General features: G+C 65.4%; 21 protein-coding genes. 3 read left to right on the forward strand and 18 right to left on the reverse strand.

Annotation, left to right across the window (positions count from 1 at the left end):
- Positions 1 to 7 precede the first annotated feature (7 nt).
- The 9 genes from lipA to eno form a co-directional block, all read right to left on the reverse strand.
- Positions 8 to 970, reverse strand: coding sequence for a lipoyl synthase (gene lipA / locus J2X50_RS00470; RefSeq protein ID WP_429090523.1), 963 nt, complete (start codon positions 968 to 970; stop codon positions 8 to 10).
- A gap of 9 nt (positions 971 to 979) precedes the next feature.
- Positions 980 to 1,264 carry a GlsB/YeaQ/YmgE family stress response membrane protein gene (locus tag J2X50_RS00475; protein ID WP_347965392.1) on the reverse strand — a complete coding sequence of 95 codons (285 nt, stop codon included), beginning with the start codon at positions 1,262 to 1,264 and terminating at the stop codon, positions 980 to 982.
- A gap of 97 nt (positions 1,265 to 1,361) precedes the next feature.
- Complete coding sequence (lpdA, locus tag J2X50_RS00480; RefSeq protein WP_429090525.1) at positions 1,362 to 2,807, reverse strand: dihydrolipoyl dehydrogenase; 1,446 nt, start codon at positions 2,805 to 2,807, stop codon at positions 1,362 to 1,364.
- A 15-nt stretch (positions 2,808 to 2,822) separates the two neighbouring features.
- Positions 2,823 to 3,461: an SGNH/GDSL hydrolase family protein gene (locus J2X50_RS00485; RefSeq protein WP_429090527.1), complete on the reverse strand. Its 639-nt coding sequence runs from the start codon at positions 3,459 to 3,461 to the stop codon at positions 2,823 to 2,825.
- A gap of 75 nt (positions 3,462 to 3,536) precedes the next feature.
- Positions 3,537 to 4,907 carry a pyruvate dehydrogenase complex dihydrolipoamide acetyltransferase gene (locus J2X50_RS00490; protein ID WP_429090529.1) on the reverse strand — a complete coding sequence of 457 codons (1,371 nt, stop codon included), beginning with the start codon at positions 4,905 to 4,907 and terminating at the stop codon, positions 3,537 to 3,539.
- 18 nt (positions 4,908 to 4,925) lie between these two features.
- Entirely contained in the window at positions 4,926 to 6,305 is a 1,380-nt protein-coding gene (locus J2X50_RS00495; protein WP_429090531.1) for a pyruvate dehydrogenase complex E1 component subunit beta, read from the reverse strand.
- A gap of 13 nt (positions 6,306 to 6,318) precedes the next feature.
- Positions 6,319 to 7,356: a pyruvate dehydrogenase (acetyl-transferring) E1 component subunit alpha gene (gene pdhA, locus J2X50_RS00500; protein ID WP_429090532.1), complete on the reverse strand. Its 1,038-nt coding sequence runs from the start codon at positions 7,354 to 7,356 to the stop codon at positions 6,319 to 6,321.
- 178 nt (positions 7,357 to 7,534) lie between these two features.
- Positions 7,535 to 7,861, reverse strand: a complete 327-nt coding sequence (locus J2X50_RS00505) for an FtsB family cell division protein (protein ID WP_429090534.1) — start codon at positions 7,859 to 7,861, stop codon at positions 7,535 to 7,537.
- A 134-nt stretch (positions 7,862 to 7,995) separates the two neighbouring features.
- Complete coding sequence (gene eno / locus J2X50_RS00510; protein WP_429090535.1) at positions 7,996 to 9,270, reverse strand: phosphopyruvate hydratase; 1,275 nt, start codon at positions 9,268 to 9,270, stop codon at positions 7,996 to 7,998.
- 229 nt (positions 9,271 to 9,499) lie between these two features.
- Between eno and J2X50_RS00515 the strand changes: the two genes are divergently transcribed.
- A complete protein-coding gene (locus J2X50_RS00515; protein WP_429090537.1) occupies positions 9,500 to 9,622 on the forward strand; it encodes a hypothetical protein in 123 nt (40 codons plus the stop codon).
- 66 nt (positions 9,623 to 9,688) lie between these two features.
- On the opposite strand, the gene J2X50_RS00520 is transcribed toward J2X50_RS00515, so the two are convergent.
- The 9 genes from J2X50_RS00520 to tpiA all read right to left on the reverse strand — a co-directional run bounded on the left by J2X50_RS00520 (position 9,689) and on the right by tpiA (position 17,315).
- Positions 9,689 to 10,054 (reverse strand): PRC-barrel domain-containing protein, encoded by a 366-nt coding sequence (locus J2X50_RS00520; RefSeq protein ID WP_429090539.1) that lies wholly within the window; start codon positions 10,052 to 10,054, stop codon positions 9,689 to 9,691.
- Between the two features lie 95 nt (positions 10,055 to 10,149).
- Entirely contained in the window at positions 10,150 to 10,353 is a 204-nt protein-coding gene (locus J2X50_RS00525) for a dodecin family protein (protein ID WP_347965382.1), read from the reverse strand.
- Positions 10,354 to 10,461: 108 nt separating this feature from the next.
- Positions 10,462 to 11,295, reverse strand: a complete 834-nt coding sequence (kdsA, locus tag J2X50_RS00530) for a 3-deoxy-8-phosphooctulonate synthase (RefSeq protein ID WP_429090541.1) — start codon at positions 11,293 to 11,295, stop codon at positions 10,462 to 10,464.
- Positions 11,292 to 12,149 carry a VOC family protein gene (locus J2X50_RS00535; protein ID WP_429090543.1) on the reverse strand — a complete coding sequence of 286 codons (858 nt, stop codon included), beginning with the start codon at positions 12,147 to 12,149 and terminating at the stop codon, positions 11,292 to 11,294. Before J2X50_RS00535 ends, kdsA begins: the two co-directional genes overlap by 4 nt.
- A gap of 54 nt (positions 12,150 to 12,203) precedes the next feature.
- Positions 12,204 to 12,746 (reverse strand): DUF1697 domain-containing protein, encoded by a 543-nt coding sequence (locus J2X50_RS00540; protein ID WP_429090544.1) that lies wholly within the window; start codon positions 12,744 to 12,746, stop codon positions 12,204 to 12,206.
- A 60-nt stretch (positions 12,747 to 12,806) separates the two neighbouring features.
- The gene (locus J2X50_RS00545) at positions 12,807 to 14,444 is read right to left on the reverse strand and encodes a CTP synthase (RefSeq protein ID WP_429090546.1); all 1,638 of its coding nucleotides are present in this window, start codon (positions 14,442 to 14,444) and stop codon (positions 12,807 to 12,809) included.
- A 172-nt stretch (positions 14,445 to 14,616) separates the two neighbouring features.
- On the reverse strand, positions 14,617 to 15,723 hold the full coding sequence (locus tag J2X50_RS00550; RefSeq protein WP_429090547.1) for a L,D-transpeptidase family protein: 1,107 nt from the start codon (positions 15,721 to 15,723) through the stop codon (positions 14,617 to 14,619).
- Positions 15,724 to 15,938: 215 nt separating this feature from the next.
- Positions 15,939 to 16,394: a preprotein translocase subunit SecG gene (secG, locus tag J2X50_RS00555; RefSeq protein WP_429090549.1), complete on the reverse strand. Its 456-nt coding sequence runs from the start codon at positions 16,392 to 16,394 to the stop codon at positions 15,939 to 15,941.
- Positions 16,395 to 16,550: 156 nt separating this feature from the next.
- Positions 16,551 to 17,315 (reverse strand): triose-phosphate isomerase, encoded by a 765-nt coding sequence (gene tpiA / locus J2X50_RS00560; protein ID WP_429090551.1) that lies wholly within the window; start codon positions 17,313 to 17,315, stop codon positions 16,551 to 16,553.
- 143 nt (positions 17,316 to 17,458) lie between these two features.
- On the opposite strand from tpiA, the gene J2X50_RS00565 reads away from it, so the two are divergent.
- Positions 17,459 to 19,357, forward strand: a complete 1,899-nt coding sequence (locus tag J2X50_RS00565; RefSeq protein ID WP_429090552.1) for a peptidyl-prolyl cis-trans isomerase — start codon at positions 17,459 to 17,461, stop codon at positions 19,355 to 19,357.
- Positions 19,354 to 20,364 (forward strand): anthranilate phosphoribosyltransferase, encoded by a 1,011-nt coding sequence (trpD, locus tag J2X50_RS00570; RefSeq protein ID WP_429090554.1) that lies wholly within the window; start codon positions 19,354 to 19,356, stop codon positions 20,362 to 20,364. The genes J2X50_RS00565 and trpD overlap by 4 nt, the downstream gene beginning before the upstream one ends.
- Positions 20,365 to 20,367 lie beyond the last annotated feature (3 nt).

The following is a 20,367-nucleotide window of genomic DNA, read 5'->3' on the forward strand; positions in this document are numbered from 1 at the left end:
GCGAACGTCAGGCCCGCTTCGCCAGCATCGCCTCGCGCGCGGCGCGCAGCTTGGCGAAGTCGTCGCCGGCATGGTGCGACGAGCGCGTCAGCGGGCTGGACGCCACGAGCAGGAAGCCCTTGGTCTTGCCGATGGTGGCGTAGGACTCGAACTCTTCCGGCGTGACGAACTTCTTGACCGGATGATGCTTCTTCGACGGCTGCAGATACTGGCCGATGGTCATGAAGTCGACATTGGCGGTGCGCAGGTCGTCCATCAGCTGCAGCACCTCGTTCCGCTCCTCGCCGAGGCCGACCATGATGCCCGACTTGGTGAAGATCGACGGATCGAGTTCCTTCACCCGCTGCAGGAGACGGATCGAGTGGAAGTAGCGCGCGCCCGGACGAACCGTCAGGTAGTTCGACGGCACGGTCTCGAGGTTGTGGTTGAACACGTCCGGCTTGGCAGCGACGACGATCTCGAGCGCGCCTTCCTTGCGCAGGAAGTCGGGCGTCAGGATCTCGATGGTCGTCTGCGGCGTCAGCCGGCGGATGGCGTGGATGACGTGGGCGAAATGCTGGGCGCCGCCGTCGGCGAGATCGTCGCGGTCGACAGAAGTGATGACGACATGGGTCAGGCCCATCTGGGCTACGGCCTTGGCGACGCTCTCCGGCTCATTGGGGTCGAGCGCGGTCGGGATACCGGTGGCGACGTTGCAGAAGGCGCAGGCGCGGGTGCAGATCTCGCCGAGGATCATGAACGTCGCGTGCTTCTTTTCCCAGCATTCGCCGATGTTGGGGCAGCCGGCCTCCTCGCACACAGTGACCAGCTTGTGCGACTTCACGATCTCGCGCGTTTCCTGGTAGCCGCGCGAGACCGGCGCCTTGACGCGGATCCAGTCGGGCTTGCGCAGAACCTCCTGGTCGGGCCGGTGGGCCTTTTCCGGGTGCCGCGCGCGCGGACGGTCTTTGAGATCGAGCACAGTGACCATCGGTTCTTCCTACTGAGGCCGCGGCGGTTGCGAGCGGCCGAAAATCCAGAGCAGCAGTATCGCGCCGGCGATGGCGACGATGAGGTTGCCCGCGAACCCGTAATAATTGATGCCGAGCAGCCCCGCCAGTGTGCCGCCGACAAATGATCCGGCAACGCCCACCAGCATGTTGGTGAGGAAGCCGTGGTCGCGGTTCATGGTGCGTTCGGCGACATAGCCGGCTAGGAAGCCGATGAGCAGCATGCCGAAGAATCCGACACCGGGCATGCCGAGAATTCCGTAGCTTGGCTCCATCGCTCCTCTCCGGCCAGGTCTCGCCGGGCCAACAGACACGCAGCCCAGCATATAGTGCCAACCGGCGCGCCGCGAAAGGCGCGCCGGCGCGTGGCCGCTATGCGTTGAGCGCACGCCCGTAGGCGTCGAGCACGCTTTCCTTCATCATTTCCGACAGCGTCGGGTGCGGGAAGACCGAGTGCATCAGCTCTTCCTCGGTCGTCTCCAGGTTCATGGCGACGACGAAGCCCTGGATCAGCTCGGTGACCTCGGCGCCGATCATGTGGGCGCCGAGCAGCTGGCCGGTCTTCTTGTCGAAGATGGTCTTGATGAAGCCCTGGTCCTCGCCGAGCGCGATCGCCTTGCCGTTGGCGCCGAACTGGAAGCGGCCGACGCGGATGTCATGGCCGGCTTCTTTGGCCTTGGCTTCCGTCAGGCCGACGGAAGCGACCTGCGGGTTGCAGTAGGTGCAGCCCGGGATCTTCGACTTGTCGAGCGCGTGCACGCCCGGCAGGCCGGCGATCTTCTCGACGCAGATGACGCCCTCGTGCTCGGCCTTGTGGGCGAGCATGGGCGGGCCGGCGACGTCGCCGATGGCATAGACGCCCGGCACGTTGGTGCGGCCGTAGCCGTCGACCACCACGCAGCCGCGGTCGGTCTTCACGCCGAGCGCTTCCAGGCCGAGGTTCTCGATGTTGCCCTGAACGCCGACGGCCGAGATCAGGCGGTCGGCGGTGATCTTCTCGACCTTGCCGTCCTTCATCTCGACATGGGCGGTGACCGAGCTGGCGCCCTTCTCGACCTTGGTGACCTTGGCGTCGAGGATGATCTTCATCCCCTGCTTCTCGAACTGCTTCTTGGCGAAGGTGGAGACCTCGGCATCCTCGACCGGCATCACTTGCGGCAGCAGCTCGACCACGGTCACCTCGGCGCCCATGGTGCGGTAGAAGCTGGCGAACTCGATGCCGATGGCGCCCGAACCCATGACCACCAGCGACTTCGGCATCTCCTGCGGCACCATGGCCTCGAAATAGGTCCAGATCAGCTTGCCGTCCGGCTCGATGCCCGGCAGCGCGCGGGGCCGCGCGCCGGTGGCCAGGATGATATGCTTGGCGGTGTAGGTGCCCTCGCCCTTGGTGTTCTTGGGCGCCGGGTGCTGCGGCTCCATCGGCTTCTTCGACGACTTGGAAACGACGATCTCGCCCGGCTTGGTGAGCTTGGCCTCGCCCCAGATCACGTCGACCTTGTTCTTCTTCATCAGGAAGCCGACGCCGCCGTTGAGGCGGGCGGAGACGCCGCGCGAACGCTCGACCACCGCCTTGACGTCGGCGGTCACGGTGCCGTCGATCTTGAGGCCGTAGTTCTTGGCGTGCTCGGCATAGTGCTTGATCTCGGCCGAACGCAAGAGCGCCTTGGTCGGGATGCAGCCCCAGTTGAGGCAGATGCCGCCGAGATGCTCGCGCTCGACGATCGCCGTCTTGAAGCCGAGCTGGGCGGCACGGACCGCGGTGACGTAGCCGCCGGGGCCGGAGCCGATGATGATGACGTCGTAATTCTCAGCCAAGGCGTTTCTCCAGTCCTAGAGTTCCAGCATCACGCGCACGATGGGCGCGAGCGCATGGCCAATTTTCCGTGTGTTTTCTGCATCGAGATGCACGCCGTCGAGCGGCGTGGTGACGGCCACCGAGCCGGCGTCGAAGAAGCCGCAGCCGATCTCGTCGGCGAGCTGCGCATAGAGCGGCGCGAGCTTGTGCGAGGCCTTGTCGCCGTCGGCGAACATGTCCTTGAACTCGGCATTGTCGGTACGGCTGACGGCCGGCGGTGAAACCAGCAGGATTTCCGGCGCCGGATAGTCCATGCCGTGATCGTAGGTGCGGACGATCGACGCCAGCCGCGCCATGCCCTGCTTGGCGGCAAGCGGATTGCCGTGGATCCACGGCTTCATGTCGTTGGCGCCGAGCATGATGATGACGAGGTCGAGCGGTGTGTGGGTGCCGAGGATGGTCGGCAAGGCGCGCGCGCCGTTGCGGTCCGTGCCGGCAAGATGGTCGTCGAAGGCAGTGGTCCGGCCATTCAGGCCCTCGGCGATGACGTTGACACCCTCGCCCAGTTCGGCCTGAAGGACGCTTGGCCAGCGGTCCCCGAAGGCGTGACGGCCGGGGCCGGCGGCGTCATAGCCCCAGGTCAGCGAGTCGCCGTAGCAAAGAACGGTTTTCATGAAAGGGTCCTCGGTCGCTGCCCCTTCGGCCGCTGAAGGCGAATGCCCTCCCCGCGGACGAGGAGGGCGAAAGCCTTACACCAGCATGCCCATCGGGTTTTCGATGTAGCGCTTGAAGGCGGCGAGCAGCTCGGCGCCGAGCGCGCCATCGACGGCGCGGTGATCGGTAGACAGCGTGACCGACATCACGTTGGCGATCTTGATCTCGCCGTTCTTGACGACCGCACGTTCCTCGCCCGCGCCGACCGCCAGGATAGTGGCGTGCGGCGGGTTGATGACGGCGGAGAAGTCCTTGATGCCGAACATGCCGAGATTGGAGACCGCGGTCGTGCCGCCCTGGTATTCCTCGGGCTTGAGCTTGCGGTTGCGGGCCCTGCCGGCAAGATCCTTCATTTCATTGGAAATGACCGACAGCGTCTTGATGTCGGCCTGGCGGATGATCGGGGTGATCAGGCCGCCGGGGATCGACACGGCGACGCCGACGTCGGCGTGCTTGTGCTTGACCATGGCCTGGTCGGTCCACGACACGTTGGCATCCGGCACGGCCTTGAGCGCAAGCGCCATCGCCTTGATGACCATGTCGTTGACCGACAGCTTGTAGGCCGGAACCTCGCCCTTCTCGGTCTTGACGGTCGGTGCGGCGGCGTTGAGCTGGGCGCGCAGCGCCAGCAGCGCATCGATGTCGCAGTCGAGCGTGAGGTAGAAGTGCGGGATGGTGCTCTTCGCCTCGACCAGGCGGCGGGCGATGGTCTTGCGCATGTTGTCGTGCGGGACGAGCTCGTAACTGCCCGCTTCGAACAACTTGAGCACCTGGTCGTCCGACATGCCCTTGGCAGCGGGTGCAGCCGCGGGAGCAGCAGCCGGGGCCTTGGCAGCGGGGGCAGCCTTGGCGCCGCCACCGGCGATGGCAGCCTCGACGTCGGCCTTGACGACGCGGCCATGCGGGCCGGTGCCTGCAACCGCGCCGATGTCGACGCCGGCGTCCTTGGCGATGCGACGGGCGAGCGGCGAAGCAAAGGTACGGCCTTCGCCCGTGGCCGCAGCGCCGTTGGTGGCTGCAGGTTTCGCAGCCGGGACGGCTGCGGCGGGCGCAGGTGCCGCGGCAGGGGCAGCGGCAGCCGCCGGAGCAGCCTCGGCCTTCGGAGCCTCAGCCTTGGCAGCCTGGGCGCCGTTGCCGCCCTTGGCTGCGGCGGACGCATCCTCGCCCTCGCCGGCAAGAATGGCGATCAGGGCGTTGACCTTGACGCCTTCGGTGCCGGCCGGAACGACGATCTTGGCAACGGTGCCCTCGTCGACGGCTTCCACTTCCATCGTCGCCTTGTCGGTCTCGATCTCGGCGATCACGTCGCCGGGCGAAACCTTGTCGCCCTCCTTGACCAGCCACTTGGCGAGGTTGCCCTCTTCCATGGTCGGCGAAAGCGCGGGCATGGTGATATTGATCGGCATGATGTCCTCCCGCCCGTCTCAGCGATAAGTGACGGCTTTGACCGCCTCGATCACTTCGCCGACATTCGGCAAAGCGAGCTTTTCGAGATTGGCGGCGTAGGGCATCGGCACATCCTTGCCGGCGATGGTGACGACGGGCGCATCGAGATGGTCGAAGGCGCGCTGCGACACCTGGTTGGCGATGAAGTCGCCGACCGAGGACTGCGGGAAGCCTTCTTCGACGACCACCAGCCTGTTGGTCTTCTTGACCGAGGCGACGATGGTGTCGAGGTCGAGCGGACGGATGGTCCGGAGATCGATGATTTCGGCGTCGATGCCCATGGCGGCGAGCTCGGCCTCGGCCTTGACCGCATAGGTCATGCCGATGCCGAAGGACACGATGGTGACGTCCTTGCCCGGCTTGTGGATGCGCGCCTTGCCGATCGGCAGGACGAAATCGTCGAGCTTCGGCACGTCGAAGTGCTGGCCGTAGAGGATTTCGTTCTCGAGGAAGATGACCGGGTTCGGATCGCGGATGGCGGCCTTGAGCAGACCCTTGGCGTCGGCCGCCGTGTAGGGCATCACGACCTTGAGGCCGGGGATGTGGCCGTACCAGGCGGCGTAGCACTGCGAGTGCTGGGCCGCGACGCGGGCCGCGGCACCGTTCGGGCCGCGGAACACGATCGGCGCGCCCATCTGGCCGCCCGACATGTACAGCGTCTTCGCCGCCGAGTTGACGATCTGGTCGATCGCCTGCATGGCGAAGTTGAAGGTCATGAACTCGACGATCGGCTTGAGGCCGGCCATCGCGGCACCGACGCCGACGCCGGCGAAGCCATGCTCGGTGATCGGGGTGTCGACCACGCGGCGCGGGCCGAATTCCTGCAGCAGGCCTTGCGTGATCTTGTAGGCGCCCTGGTACTCGGCGACCTCCTCGCCCATGATGAAGACGTCGGCGTCACGGCGCATCTCCTCGGCCATGGCGTCGCGGAGCGCTTCGCGCACCGTCATCGACACCATCTCGGTGCCGGCGGGGATGTCCGGGTCGGCAGCCACTTCGGTCTTGGGCGCGGCAGCGACAGGTGCGGCGCTCGTGGCCGGCGCAGGCGCAGCCTCGGCGGCAGGCGCCTCGGCCTTGGCCGGAGCGGCAGCCTTGCCGATGTCGGCGGAGCTTTCGCCGTCCTGGAGCAGGACCGCGATCGGCGTGTTGACCTTGACACCCTCGGTGCCGGCACCGATCAGGATCTTGCCAAGCGTGCCTTCGTCAACGGCCTCGACTTCCATCGTCGCCTTGTCGGTCTCGATCTCGGCGATGACGTCGCCGGCGACGATCTTGTCGCCTTCCTTCTTTATCCACTTGGACAGATTGCCCTCTTCCATCGTCGGCGAGAGCGCAGGCATGAGAATTTCGATCGGCATCTTTCGCCCTCCCTTAGATCACGATGTCGGTCCAGAGCTCGGAAACGTCCGGCTCGGGATCGGTCTGGGCGAAATCGGCGGCATCGGCCACGATGTCGCGGACATCCTTGTCGATGGCCTTGAGGTCGTCCTCGCTCGCCCATTTCTTGGCGAGCACGCGCGCCTTGACCTGCTCGATCGGGTCATGCTCGGAGCGCATCTTCTGGACTTCGTCCTTCGAGCGGTACTTGGCGGGGTCCGACATGGAGTGGCCGCGATAGCGGTAGGTCTCCATCTCGAGGATGATCGGGCCGTTGCCCGAGCGGCACCATTCGGTCGCCATGTCGCCGGCAGCCTTGACCGCGCGCACGTCCATGCCGTCGACCTTGATGCCCGGAATCTTGAAGGAGACGCCGCGCTGCGAGAAATCCGTCTCGGCCGAAGCGCGCGTAACGGCGGTGCCCATGGCGTAGCGATTGTTCTCGATGACGTAGATCACCGGCAGCTTCCACAGCGCGGCCATGTTGAAGCTCTCGTAGACCTGGCCCTGGTTGGCCGCGCCGTCGCCGAAATAGGTCACCGAAACATTCGGGTTCTCGCGGTAGCGGTTGGCGAAGGCCAGACCCGTGCCGAGCGACACCTGGGCGCCGACGATGCCGTGGCCGCCGTAGAAGTGCTTTTCCTTGGAGAACATGTGCATGGAGCCGCCCTTGCCTTTCGACAAGCCGCCCCTGCGCCCCGTGAGTTCCGCCATCACGCCGCGCGCGGACAGGCCCATGGCAATCATGTGGCCGTGGTCGCGATAGGCGGTGATCATCTGGTCGCCTTCGATCAGCGACATCTGCAGGCCGGTGACGACCGCTTCCTGACCGATATAGAGGTGGCAGAAGCCGCCGATGAAGCCCATGCCATAAAGCTGGCCGGCCTTTTCCTCGAAGCGGCGGATGAGCAGCATCTCGCGGCAGGCGGAGAGTTCCTGCTCCTTTGAGAATTCGGTTGGCTTGGGTGCTACTGGACCCGATTTAGAATCCGACTTGGCTTTGGCGGGCGCACGTTTCGCGGCTGTAGCCATGCATCACTCCCTATGATCGTCTCTTTACGGACATTCGAGGAGATCATGCATTGCCCTCCTCTCCATGTAGTTGACGCTAGCACGGAGGATGCCCTTACGCCATGCGGAAAAATGCATAGCAGGCATGCGGTTAAGGGCCTAGAATTACTGGATTTCTTGGCGATTAACTGACTTCGAGTTAATTCGCGCGCGCGAACGGCCGCATGATCGTCAGCTCGTCGGCACCGGACACATTGAGCGTCCTGCGCGCCTGTTCGTCAAGCATGTCCTTCTCGAGGCTGCCGTCATAGAGCATCTGCACCCGGCGCTCGATCTCTGTCCGTTGCGCCTTGACGGTGTCGAGCCGCGCCTGCAGTTCGACGGCCCGGGCCTGGTAGCGGTACTTCGAATAGATGCCGAATTCGCCGTTGTAGGCGTGGAAACCGAAATAGGAGAGGAAGACCGCCGCAAGCGCCGGGACGATCAGGCGACCCGTATTCCTCTGCTTGTGATGGCGTGTCCACATGGCCCGTCCCCTCTTCTGTGCTCTTGTCGCTCCATTGTGCTTAATGGACGGTTACGAGCCGGGGATGCGGAAGCGCACGCGCAACAAAAAAGGCGGGGCAAGCCCCGCCTCTTCCGGTCTGGATCACAGCGATATCAGCCGCGCAGGATCGACCTTCCGGCAAAGCGCGCCTGCGGGCCGAGCTCTTCCTCGATGCGGATGAGCTGGTTGTACTTGGCGGTACGGTCCGAGCGGGCCAGCGAGCCGGTCTTGATCTGGCCGCAGTTGGTGGCGACCGCGAGATCGGCGATGGTCGAATCCTCGGTCTCGCCCGAGCGGTGCGACATGACGGCGCTGTAGCGGGCCTTGTGCGCGGTCTCGACGGCGTCGAGCGTCTCGGTCAGCGAGCCGATCTGGTTGACCTTGACCAGGATCGAGTTGGCGACGCCCATCTTGATGCCGTCGCGCAGGCGGGCCGAATTGGTGACGAACAGGTCGTCGCCGACCAGCTGCACCTTGTCGCCGCACAGGTCGGTCAGATACTTCCAGCCTTCCCAGTCGTCCTCGGACATGCCGTCCTCGATCGAGATGATCGGGTAGTCGGCGGCGAGCTTGGCCAGGTACTTGGCCTGGGCCTTGGGGTCGCGCGTCTTCTTCTCGCCTTCATAAACGTAGGCGCCGTCCTTGAAGAACTCGGTGGCAGCGCAGTCGAGCGCCAGCGCCACGTCCTCGCCCGGCTTGAAGCCGGCCTTCTCGATCGAGGCCATGACGAAGTCGAGCGCGGCCTGGGCGCTCTTGAGGTTCGGCGCGAAGCCGCCCTCGTCGCCGACATTGGTGTTGTGGCCGGCTTCCTTCAGCCCCTTCTTCAGGGTGTGGAAGATCTCCGAGCCCCAGCGCACGGCGTCGCGCAAGCTTGGCGCGCCGATCGGCATGATCATGAATTCCTGGAAGTCGATCGGATTGTCGGCATGGGCGCCGCCGTTGATGATGTTCATCATCGGCACCGGCAGGACGCGGGCGTTGGGGCCGCCGACATAGCGGTAGAGCGGCAGGCCCGACGACTCGGCCGCGGCCTTGGCGACGGCGAGCGACACGCCGAGGATGGCGTTGGCGCCGAGGCGGCTCTTGTTGGGGGTGCCGTCCAGCTCGATCATCGTCTGGTCGATGTGGATCTGATTCTCGGCTTCCATGCCGCCGATCGCCTCGAACAGTTCGCCATTGACGGCTTCGACGGCGCGCTCGACGCCCTTGCCGAGATAGCGGGGGCCGCCGTCGCGCAGTTCCATCGCCTCATGGGCGCCGGTGGATGCGCCCGAGGGCACCGCGGCGCGGCCCATCGAGCCGTCTTCGAGAACGACGTCCACCTCGACGGTGGGATTGCCGCGGCTGTCGAGAATCTCGCGACCTACGATTTCGATGATTGCAGTCATAAAGGCATCCCCGGGATCTGTGCGACTAGATGGAGCGGTTGGATTTCCGCGCCCGTCTTAGCCAAAGCAGAGGAAAAGGCAATCGCGCCGGCCGAAATATCACGCAACGTCAGGCGCGGATTCACTTTCGGCGATGGCCTGTCATCATATTTCATCTCAACAGGCAGGCATCGGCCAACACTTTCGGGTAAATTGGCGACGCGCGGGGCGAAACAGAGGGAGTTTCGCCATGAGCCAGTTGAGCGGTATCCTGAGTTTGTTCTTCATCGCCGCGGCGTTCCTTACTTCCTGCGACAGCCAGCCGCCCCCTCAGGGCTCGTCGCAGATCCGGATTATTCCGAGTACCAAGTAACCGCAGCGCTCACTCGAAAAGCCCCGCAACCGCGGGGCTTTTCTCTTTCCGGCAAGGCCGATCCCATCAAAGCCAGTAGGGCTCGACATGGTAATGGGCGAAAGAGGCATCGCGCGCCACCCGACCGTCGTCTTCGGTCAGCTCCTTGACGGAGTAGGCCGGCGCGGCCTTCAGCTGATCGGTCGAGAACGGCACCACATAGCCGCCAAGCCTCGTGTCATAGTCCAGCGTGGACCACGGAACGGCATGATATTTCTCGCCGATGCCGAGGAAGCCGCCGAAGCCCACGACGGCGAACATGATGTCGTTGGACGTCTTCCCCAGCATGACGTCCTCGATGCTGCCGATGGATTCGCCGGCGGCGTTGTAGACATTGGTGCCGATGACCCGCGATGCGGGTATGGCTTCGGTATGGCCGGTGACAGTCGTCATGGTCCTGCTCCTGTTTGGTTACGGGATGCAGGGTTAACGATGCCCCGGCGGACAGGTTCCGGTGATTTTCGGTCGCAGACGCTGGTGCGGAAGCGTCAGTCCGTGAGAATGAAGGTCACCTTCATGTTGACCCGGTAGGCAACGATCTTGCCGTTCTCCACGACGACCTTCTGGTCCTGGATCCAGGCGCCCTCGACGTTCTTCAGCGTCTTCGAGGCGCGGGCGATGCCCTCTTCGATGGCGTCCTTGAAGCTCTTGGTCGACGACGAGGTGATTTCCGTAACGCGGGCAACAGACATGGAACTCCTCCTGCTGAAATGCTCAGTCACGAGCAAAGCCTACGCCCGGCCAAGGCCGGGCTCAAGCTGGAGTTGCAGGCGGGACGCCCCGAATCCCGGGGCGGCGCTTCATCCCTTGGCGATGCGGTCGAAGGCCATCAGCCGCTCGAGCAGCGCCGGCATGTCCTTGAACGGCACCATATTGGGGCCATCCGACGAGGTCGAGTTGTCGGGATCCTCGTGCGTCTCGATGAAGACGCCGGCAACGCCGACTGCGACCGCGGCTCGCGCCAGCGTCTCGACGAAACGGCGCTCGCCGCCCGAGGTGGCGCCCTGCCCGCCCGGCTGCTGCACCGAATGGGTGGCGTCGAAGATCACTGGTGCGCCGATGTCGGCCATGATCGGCAGCGCACGCATGTCGGAGACCAGCGTGTTGTAGCCGAAGGAGGCGCCGCGCTCGGTCACCAGCACGTTCGGATTGCCCGAGCCGGTGACCTTGGCGACCACGTTCTTCATGTCCCAGGGCGCCAGGAACTGGCCCTTCTTGACATTGACGACCTTGCCGGTCCGGGCGGCGGCCACGAGCAGGTCGGTCTGGCGGCTGAGGAAGGCCGGGATCTGCAGCACGTCGACCACTTCGGCGACGATGGCGCACTGCTCTTCGGTGTGGACGTCGGTGATGACGGTGACGCCGAGCTCCTTGCGCAGGTCGGCAAAGACCGGCAAGGCCGCGTCGAGGCCGGCACCGCGCGTGCTCGACAGCGAGCTGCGGTTGGCCTTGTCGAAGCTCGACTTGTAGACGAAGCCGATGCCGAGCTTCTGGGTCAGCTCCTTGAGCCTGCCGGCCATGTCGAAGGCGTGCTGGCGCGATTCGAACTGGCACGGTCCGGCGATCAGCGACAGCGGCGCATCGTTGGCGAAGAGGGTCTTGCCGACCGTAACGTTTGCATTCGGCTTGGTCATTTCTGTTCCTCGAAGATGAAGGCTGTACCCTGCCCGGGTGCCGGCGGAATCACCAGCCGATGGCCGCTTAGATCGTGCTCGATGCCGCGACCTGCAAGGAGAGCATGCGCCGCAGCCAGGTCGCCGACGGCAAAGACGATGCCGCCGAGGCGGATATTGTCGCCGCCTGCAGCGGCCCGGACGACGAAACCGGCATTGGCAAGCGCAACCTTGAAGCCGTCCGGCTTCGTCTCGGTCTTGCTGCGCGCGAGCGTCGACAGGAAGGCTGTGGCCGCCGCGGTATCACCCGCATCCGCTTCGACGGCGACGACCCGACGGACACCGTTTGCGTGGATTTGCAGGGCGCTGCGGTCAACCTTGGGCGCATTGGCGCGCTCGCAGGCAAAGAAGAACGCGTCACCCGTCGGCTCGGCCGCGAAAGCGAGCCGGAAGGAAGCGACGTCGGCGCGCCCCGTGGCATCGACGAAGGGCCGCGAGAAATCGAGACGCGGGCCGGCCGAGACGCCTGCCTCGACAAATTCGAGATGGTCGGCATCGGCATCGTCGGAGGCGAAGACGACGGCGGAGAAGCCTTCGTCGCCATGGGCTGCGCGGAACGAACGGTCGCGCGCCACGAAGACGTTGTTTTCCGAAACGGCCCTGTCGGCGGCCGAGGCATCGCCCACGGCCAGCGGTTCCAGGAAGGTGCCGTCGGCGAGGTAGACGCAGGCGTTGACCGTGCCGAAGGGGTGGACGCCCACTGGCGCCACGGTGAAGCCGAGCGAAGACAGGCGTGCGCGCGCCACCGCAAGGTCGGCGGTCGGCAGGACCACATGGTCGAGGGCGCGTGGCCCGGCTTGGACGTTATTGGTCATCGGCCAGCGCTGTGCCTCAAATCGTCATTTCGCGCAAGGTTTTGGGCCGGCCCCTCACCCGGCGACCATCTCGCCGAGGCGGCGCACCGTGTTCCAGTTGCGCGACGTGCCGATGCCGCCGGCGCGCCGGGGCGTGAGCGCGCCGAGCAGCCTGGACGATCCGGCACTGCGCGAGAAATAGAGCCAGATGTCGCCGTTGACGGCGGCGAGTTTCTCGTCGGCCGCGACATAGGGCCGAAGTCGTTCGATGGCCTCTGGCGCCACAGGCTCGCGCATCACGCGCACCGCCACCTGGTCGGGATCGCGCCCGGATTCTTCGGGAAACGGGTTGGCGGCGACGAGCTTCAGCCATGCCTCGGCGCCGCGCACGATGATGTCGACATGCTTGCCGAATTTTTTGGCGAAGGCCGCCTCGAGCGACCTTTCCAGCTCGGGAACGGAGATACCATCAGCTTCAAAGAGGAGATTTCCGGTCGCAACCAGCGTGCGCGGATTGCCGAGGCCGAGGTCGTCGGCCATCTCGCGCAGGTCGGACATGACGAGGCGCCGGCCGGGGCCGAGGACGATGCTGTAGAGGAGCGCGACATAGGTGGTCATGCGCGGCGCAGCCACCGCAGGAAATTGCGCGCCGGCGAATTCACGTCGGCGCGCATGAGATCAGACCAGCCGGCTCTGCTCGACGGCGGCCTCGATGAAGCTCGCAAACAGCGGATGCGGCTCCAGCGGCCGGCTCTTCAATTCCGGATGGTACTGGACGCCGATGAACCAGGGATGGTCGGGATATTCGACAGTCTCCGGCAGCACGCCATCCGGCGACATGCCGGCGAAGACCAGGCCGCACTCTTCGAGGCGGTCCTTGTAGTCGATGTTGACTTCGTAGCGGTGGCGATGGCGCTCGGAAATGTCGGTGTCGCCGTAGACCTCGGCGATCTTCGAGCCTGCCGTCAGCTTGGCATCATAGGCGCCGAGCCGCATCGTGCCGCCGAGATCGCCGGTCACCTTGCGCTTCTCGAGCATGTTGCCCTTGAGCCATTCGGTCATCAGGCCGACGACCGGCTCCTTGGTCGGGCCGAATTCGGTCGACGAGGCATTCTCGATGCCGGCGAGCGAGCGAGCCGCCTCGATGCAGGCCATCTGCATGCCGAAGCAGATGCCGAAATAAGGCACCTTGCGCTCGCGGGCGAACTTGGCCGCCAGGATCTTGCCCTCCGAACCGCGCTCGCCGAAGCCGCCCGGCACCAGGATGCCGTGCACCTTTTCGAGGAACGGCGCGGGGTCTTCCTTCTCGAAGATCTCGCTTTCGATCCAGTCCAGCTTGACCTTGACGTTGTTGGCGAGTCCGCCATGCGACAGCGCCTCGATCAGCGACTTGTAGGCGTCCTTGAGGCCTGTGTACTTGCCGACGACGGCGATGGTGACCTCGCCCTCGGGGTTGTGGATGCGCTGCGACACGTTCTGCCAGGCATCGAGGCGTGGCTTGGGCGCCGGGTCGATGCCGAAGGCGGCGAGCACTTCCGAATCCAGGCCTTCCTTGTGGTAGGCGAGCGGCACGTCGTAGATGTGGCCGACGTCGAGCGCTTGAATGACCGCCGATTCGCGCACGTTGCAGAACAGCGACAGCTTGCGGCGCTCTTCCTTGGGAATGTCGCGGTCGGCACGGACCAGCAGGATGTCCGGAGCGATGCCGATCGAGCGCAGTTCCTTGACCGAGTGCTGGGTCGGCTTGGTCTTGAGTTCGCCGGCCGTCGGAATGTACGGCATCAGCGTCAGGTGAACGTAGACCGCATTGTTCCGCGGCAGGTCGTTGCCGAGCTGCCGGATGGCCTCGAGGAAGGGCATCGCCTCGATGTCGCCCACCGTGCCGCCGATCTCACAGAGCACGAAATCGTATTCGTCGTTGCCGTCGAGGATGAAGTTCTTGATCTCGTCGGTGACGTGCGGAATGACCTGCACGGTCGCGCCGAGATAGTCGCCGCGCCGCTCGCGTTCGATGATGTTCTTGTAGATGCGGCCGGTGGTGATGTTGTCGCTCTGGTTCGCCGAACGTCCGGTGAACCGCTCGTAATGTCCGAGATCGAGGTCGGTCTCCGCCCCGTCGTCCGTCACGAACACCTCACCGTGCTGGTAAGGCGACATCGTGCCGGGGTCGACGTTCAGATACGGATCGAGCTTGCGGATGCGCACGCGATAACCGCGTGCCTGCAGAAGGGCTCCGAGAGCCGCTGCGGCAATGCCTTTTCCAAGGGAAGAAACCACGCCGCCGGTGATGAAAACATATCGCGCCATGGGAGTCATCGCTTAACGCGGCCAAATCGATTCCGCCAGAGAAAAATCCGCCGCGTCGGACTTTTCCCTATCTGGCTGTTCGGTGCTGCGACCCGGAAGGAACGCAAACAAAAAGGCCGGCGTGACCGCCGGCCCGCTCTCTTCGCTTCGGGAGGACTGCGAAAGTCTCTCCGGAAACGGCCTACATGACGATGACTTCGGTGCCCATCTTCACGCGGTTGTAGAGGTCCATGACATGGTCGTTGACCATGCGGAAGCAACCGTTCGAGGAGTTGGTGCCGATCGTCTGAGGCTGGTTGGTGCCGTGGATACGGATATGGGTATCCTTCTTGCCCTGGTAAAGGTAGATGGCGCGCGCGCCGAGCGGATTGTCGGGGCCGCCGTTCATGCCGTCCTTGTACTGGCCGTATTTCTTCGGCTCGCGCTCCTGCATCTCCTTGGTCGGGATCCAGCGCGGCCATTCCTGCTTGTCGCCGACGGTGGCCTTGCCCTTGAACTCGAGGCCTTCGCGGCCGACCGCGATGGCATAGCGGCGGGCGGTCGAGGACGACTCGATCAGATAGAGGTAGCGCGCGCCGGTATCGACCACGATCTGGCCGCGTTCATAGCCCGAGAACGCCACTTCCTGCGGCTCGAAATCGGACTTCACCTTGAACTGCTTCTTTGCCTGCTTGGCCTGCAGCACGGCATCGAGAGCGCGTGTCTGCGGCAGCATCGAAGGCTGCTGCACCGCACCGCCGAACAACCCGGCAAACAGGCCGGCCTGCTTCGGAGCCGCCGCGCTTTCGCTGCGCAGCTCGCCGCTGTTGCCGGCCGATGCGACTTCCATGGCGTCGGGCGCGAGCGGCGCAACCGGCTGCGAGACGTCCAGCGGCTTCAGATCCCGCTTGGGCGTGGGTGTGGCAGCCGGAGCGGCCGAGGCAAGCTGGGTGCTGGCCTTCTCCGCCTTCTTGACACGGGCGAGCTCGCGCGCCTGCTCCGCCTTCTGCTTGGCGGCTTCGCGCATGGCCATCTTCTTGGCCTCGAGCATTTTCAGCCGGGCCGTTTCCTTGTCGGCCTTGATCTTGGCTTCCAGCTCGCGGATGCGCGCCAGATCGGCGTCTGTCGGCTTCTTCTTTTTCGTGAGCGCCTTCAGCTCCGAGGCGTCGCTCTTCGCGGCGATTGCCACGACGTCGCCCGCAACCTGCGGCTGCGGCGGCGCAACCGTGCCGGCCGGCGTGGCGGCGATGGCGGCCGAGCCCATGAGGGTGGCGCATAGACCTGCTAAAAGGATGCGGCGGAGCTGCATGGCGAAGGATCCCGAACGTTCAGCGCGACAAGAAATGCGCGGCAACGCGCGGTGCCCCCAAAGGCCCCCGTCCATTCGCCGCGGTTCAGCTATAATCGAATAGCCGGAGCCGCCTCAAGGGAGACGGCTCCGGCTACACAAGGGAAATTCGAAGATTTTGCAGCATTTGCCGCAACTGTGTTCAAACAACAACAGGTTGCGGCGCAGACGGTTCGTTACTGGTTCGGAACCTGGGGCGTGGCAGGCGCGGGCGCGGTGCCGGACGCGGGCTGCTCGGTGGTTCCGGACGCCGCAGGCGCCGTCGCCGGAGCCGCGGGCTCGGTCGTCGTAGCGGGAGCCGTCGTACCCGACGCCGGGGTCGAGCCGCCGAGCTGATCGAGAACGCCCTTACCGCCGGTCGTGCTGCCGCCCTGGGTGGCCGGAGCGCGGTCCAGAATGTCGATGGGCTTCTCGCCATAGCGGGCGATGATCGACAGTGTCAGCGAGGTGACGAAGAAGAGCGTGGCCAGGATCGCGGTCGCGCGCGTCAGCGCGTTGGCGGCGCCGCGTGCGGTCATGAAGCCCGAACCGCCGCCGATGCCGAGGCCACCGCCCTCCGAACGCTGCAGGAGCACCACGCCGACGAGCGCGAGCACGATCATCAGGTGGATGACGATGAGGATGGTTTCCATTGGGCGTCCTGGGATCTTTCCTGGCGGGATTTCGCCGGCGCGCACTCGCGCCAGGCATTCCGGAGGCGGCTCATTACAATGCTTTCACGGCTTTTCCAAGCCCGCCGCCCGAATATGGGGCGACACCCTGGCATTGCAACCGCCGCCGCCCGAAATTCAGAGCTTGCGGTAGGCCTCGGCGATACCGAGGAAATCGGCCGCCTTGAGGCTGGCCCCGCCGACGAGCGCGCCGTCGACATTGGCCACCGCCAGCAGTTCGGCGGCATTGGACGGCTTGACCGAGCCGCCATAGAGGATGCGCATTTTCGCCGCCGGTGCTCCAAGCAGTTCCGTCAGCCGGGCGCGGATATGGGCATGCGCCTGGGCCACGTCATCGGCGGTCGGCGTGAGCCCCGTGCCGATCGCCCAGACCGGCTCGTAGGCGATCACCGCATTGGCCGGCGTCGCCGTCGTCGGGATCGAGCCGGCAACCTGCCTGGACAGCACAGAAAGCGTCGCCCCGGTCTCGCGCTCCTCGCGCGTCTCGCCGATGCAGATGACGGCGACCAGCCCCGCCCGCCAGGCAGCCTCCGCCTTGGTCAGAACGACCGCGTCGCTTTCGCCATGATCGGTCCGGCGCTCGGAATGCCCGACGATGACGTGGCTGGCGCCCGCGTCCTTCAGCATCTCAGCCGAGATGTCGCCGGTATGCGCGCCGCTTTCCTTGGCGTGGCAATCCTGGCCGCCGGCCTTGACCGGGGTGCGGTGGAGAATTTCGGCGGCCCGCGACAAAAGTGTCGCCGGCACGCAGATCAGCGCCTCCGTATCGGCGTCGAGACCACCCATGAAGCCGTTGGCTATGCCTCGCAACTCGTTGAGAGATGCGCTCGTCCCGTTCATCTTCCAGTTTCCGGCGACGAGTGGGCGAATTCCTGGCGTCATGTGCTCTTCCTTCGGAAACGATCTTCGTTCGGGCACCCTCACTACCAAAAACAAGCCACAAAGCAATCGACACTGGCGCTGAAGGGCGCTATTGCGCTTCGTTCATATCAAGCGTCGCAGACGCCCGAAGACCGGAACGGAAAATGCTCGACACGCTTAGAAATGCTGCCGGAACCTGGGTGGCAAAACTTCTGCTGCTGTTGCTCGTCGTGAGCTTCGCGATCTGGGGTATTTCCGGCTCGATGCTCGGCGGCTTCGGCAGCGACAAGATCGTCACCGCCGGCAAGACCAGCGTTTCCGGCGTCGAGTACCGCCTCGCCTACGATCGCCAGATCAGCGTGCTTTCGCAGCAGTTCGGCCAGCGGCTGACGCGCGACCAGGCACGGGCCTTCGGCATCGACAACCAGGTCCTCGCCCAGCTGGTGGCCGGCGCGGTGTTGGACGAACAGGCCCGCAAGCTGGGCCTCGGCCTCTCCAAGGACAGCCTGGCGCAGCTGACCTGGCAGGATCCGGCCTTCCAGGGCCCGGACGGCCAGTTCAACCGCCAGGCCTTCGACTTCATCCTCAGGCAGATCGGAATGCGTCCCGAGGACTACCTCAAGAACCGCGCCCAGGTGGCCGTTCGCCAGCAGATCGTGGAAGCGGTTTCCGACGGACTGAAGGCGCCCGACACGCTTCTGCGCGCAGTCGCGCTCTACCGCGGCGAAGACCGCACGATCGACTACCTGGCGCTGCCCAAGTCGCTGGTCGAGCCGATCGCGGCACCTGCCGACGACGTGCTCAAGGCATGGTTCGAGGAAAACAAGAAGACCTATGCGGCGCCCGAGTACCGCAAGCTGAAATATGCGAAGCTGGAACCCGAGGACATCGTCGACCTCGGTTCGGTGACGGACGAGCAGATCCGCAAGGACTACGACCAGAACAAGGCCCAGTTCACGACGCCCGAGACGCGCAAGATCGAGCAGCTCGTGTTCCCCACCGCCGAGGCCGCCAAGGCGGCGTCCGACGCGATCAAGGGCGGCGCGAGCTTCGACAAGATCGTAGCCGACCAGGGCAAGACATCGCACGACGTGCTTCTCGGCAACGTGACGAAGGACAAGGTCGGCGACAAGGCCGTCGCCGATGCCGCCTTCGCCATGCAGGCCAACCAGGTCAGCGACGTCATCCAGGGCAATTTCGGCCCCGTGATCGTGCGCGTCAGCGAGATCACGCCCGCGGCGACGAAGGCGTTTGACGAGGTGAAGGACCAGATCCGCAAGGACCTGGCGCTGGCGGAAGCCAACCGCATCCTGCTCGACGTGCACGACTCCTACGAGGATGCGCGCGCGGGCGGCGAGTCGCTGCAGGCGGCGGCCGAAAAGCTGAAGCTCAAGGTCGTCACCATCGACGCCATCGACCGCGCCGGACAGCGGCCCGACGGTAGCGTGGTCGACACCCTGCCCGCCTCGCGCAACCTGATGGAGGCTGCCTTCGAGGCGGAGGCCGGCATCGAGAACCAGCCGCTCAACATCGGCACCAACGGCTTCGTGTTCTACGAGGTGGAAGGCATCACTCCGGCGCGCGACCGCACGCTCGACGAGGTCCGCGAAAAGGTCGTTGCCGACTGGACCGCGGCAGAGGCGAAGAAGCGCCTCGACGAGAAGGCGGGCGAACTGGAGAAGCGGGTCAAGGACGGCACCGCACTCGACGTCATCGCCGCCGAGCTCAAGCTCGAGAAGCAGACCAAGCGCGGCCTCAAGCGCGACACCGACGACGCCGACTTCGGCCGCGACGGCGCGGCCGCCATGTTCGCCATGGGCCAGGGCGGCACCGGCGTGATCCCCGCTCCCACCGGCGATGCTCAGATCCTGTTCAAGGTGGCCGAAGTGTTCGAGCCGGCTGGCGCGGACGCCGCCTCGGTGCCGGAGGACGTGCAGAAGACCTTCGCCTCGGGAATGTCGGACGACCTGCTCGACCAGCTCGTGGCGCAACTGCAGAGCGAATATGCGGTCACCGTCGACCAGAACGCGATCACCCGCGCTCTTGCGGTGGGAACGCCATGAGCGCACTGAAGCCACACATCGCCAAGGTCGCGGCGGGCACCCCGCTCACCTTCGAGGAGGCGCGCGAGGCCTTCGACATCATCATGTCGGGTGAAGCAACGCCCGGCCAGATCGGCGGCTTCCTGATGGCGCTCAGGGTGCGCGGCGAGACCGTCGCCGAAATCTCCGGCGCCGTCGCCACCATGCGCGACAAGATGCTGCGCGTCGAAGCACCTGCGGATGCCGTCGACATCGTCGGCACCGGCGGCGACGGCTCGCACAGCGTCAACATCTCGACCGCCTCGGCCTTCGTCATCGCCGGCGCCGGCGTGCCCGTTGCCAAGCACGGCAACCGCGGCCTGTCCTCGCTGACGGGTGCCGCCGACGTGCTCACCGCGCTCGGCGTCAAGATCGACCTGACGCCCGAGGCGATCGGCCATTGCATCCACGAGGCCGGCGTCGGCTTCATGTTCGCGCCCGCGCATCATCCGGCGATGAAGCATGTCGGCCCGACCCGGGTGGAACTCGGCACCCGTACCATCTTCAACCTGCTCGGCCCGCTCTCCAACCCGGCCGGCGTCAGCCGGCAGCTGGTCGGCGTGTTTTCGCCCGAATGGGTCGAGCCCGTGGCGGAGACGCTGAAGGAACTCGGCACGGAGAGCGCCTGGGTCGTGCACGGCGACGGCTACGACGAGATCACCACCACCGGCGAGACCAGTGTCGCCGCGCTGGCTGGCGGCAAGATCAGCAACTTCACGCTGACGCCCGAGCAGGTGGGCCTCGCTCGGCACAGCCGCGAAGAGCTGCGTGGCGGCGACTCGGCCTACAACGCGGCTGCCCTGCGCGCCGTCCTCGAAGGCGCCCCGGGCGCCTATCGCGACACCGTGCTGATGAACGCCGGCGCGGGCCTCGTCGTCGCAGGCAAGGTCGCCGAGATCGGCGACGGCATCAAGCTTGCCGCCGATGCGATCGACAGTGGACGCGCGCGCGCCGTCTTCGAGCGCCTCGTTGCGGTGTCGAACGGGTAGCGG

Origin of the sequence: Aminobacter sp. BE322 (assembly GCF_050433525.1) — a bacterium.
Taxonomy (GTDB): Bacteria; Pseudomonadota; Alphaproteobacteria; order Rhizobiales; family Rhizobiaceae; genus Aminobacter.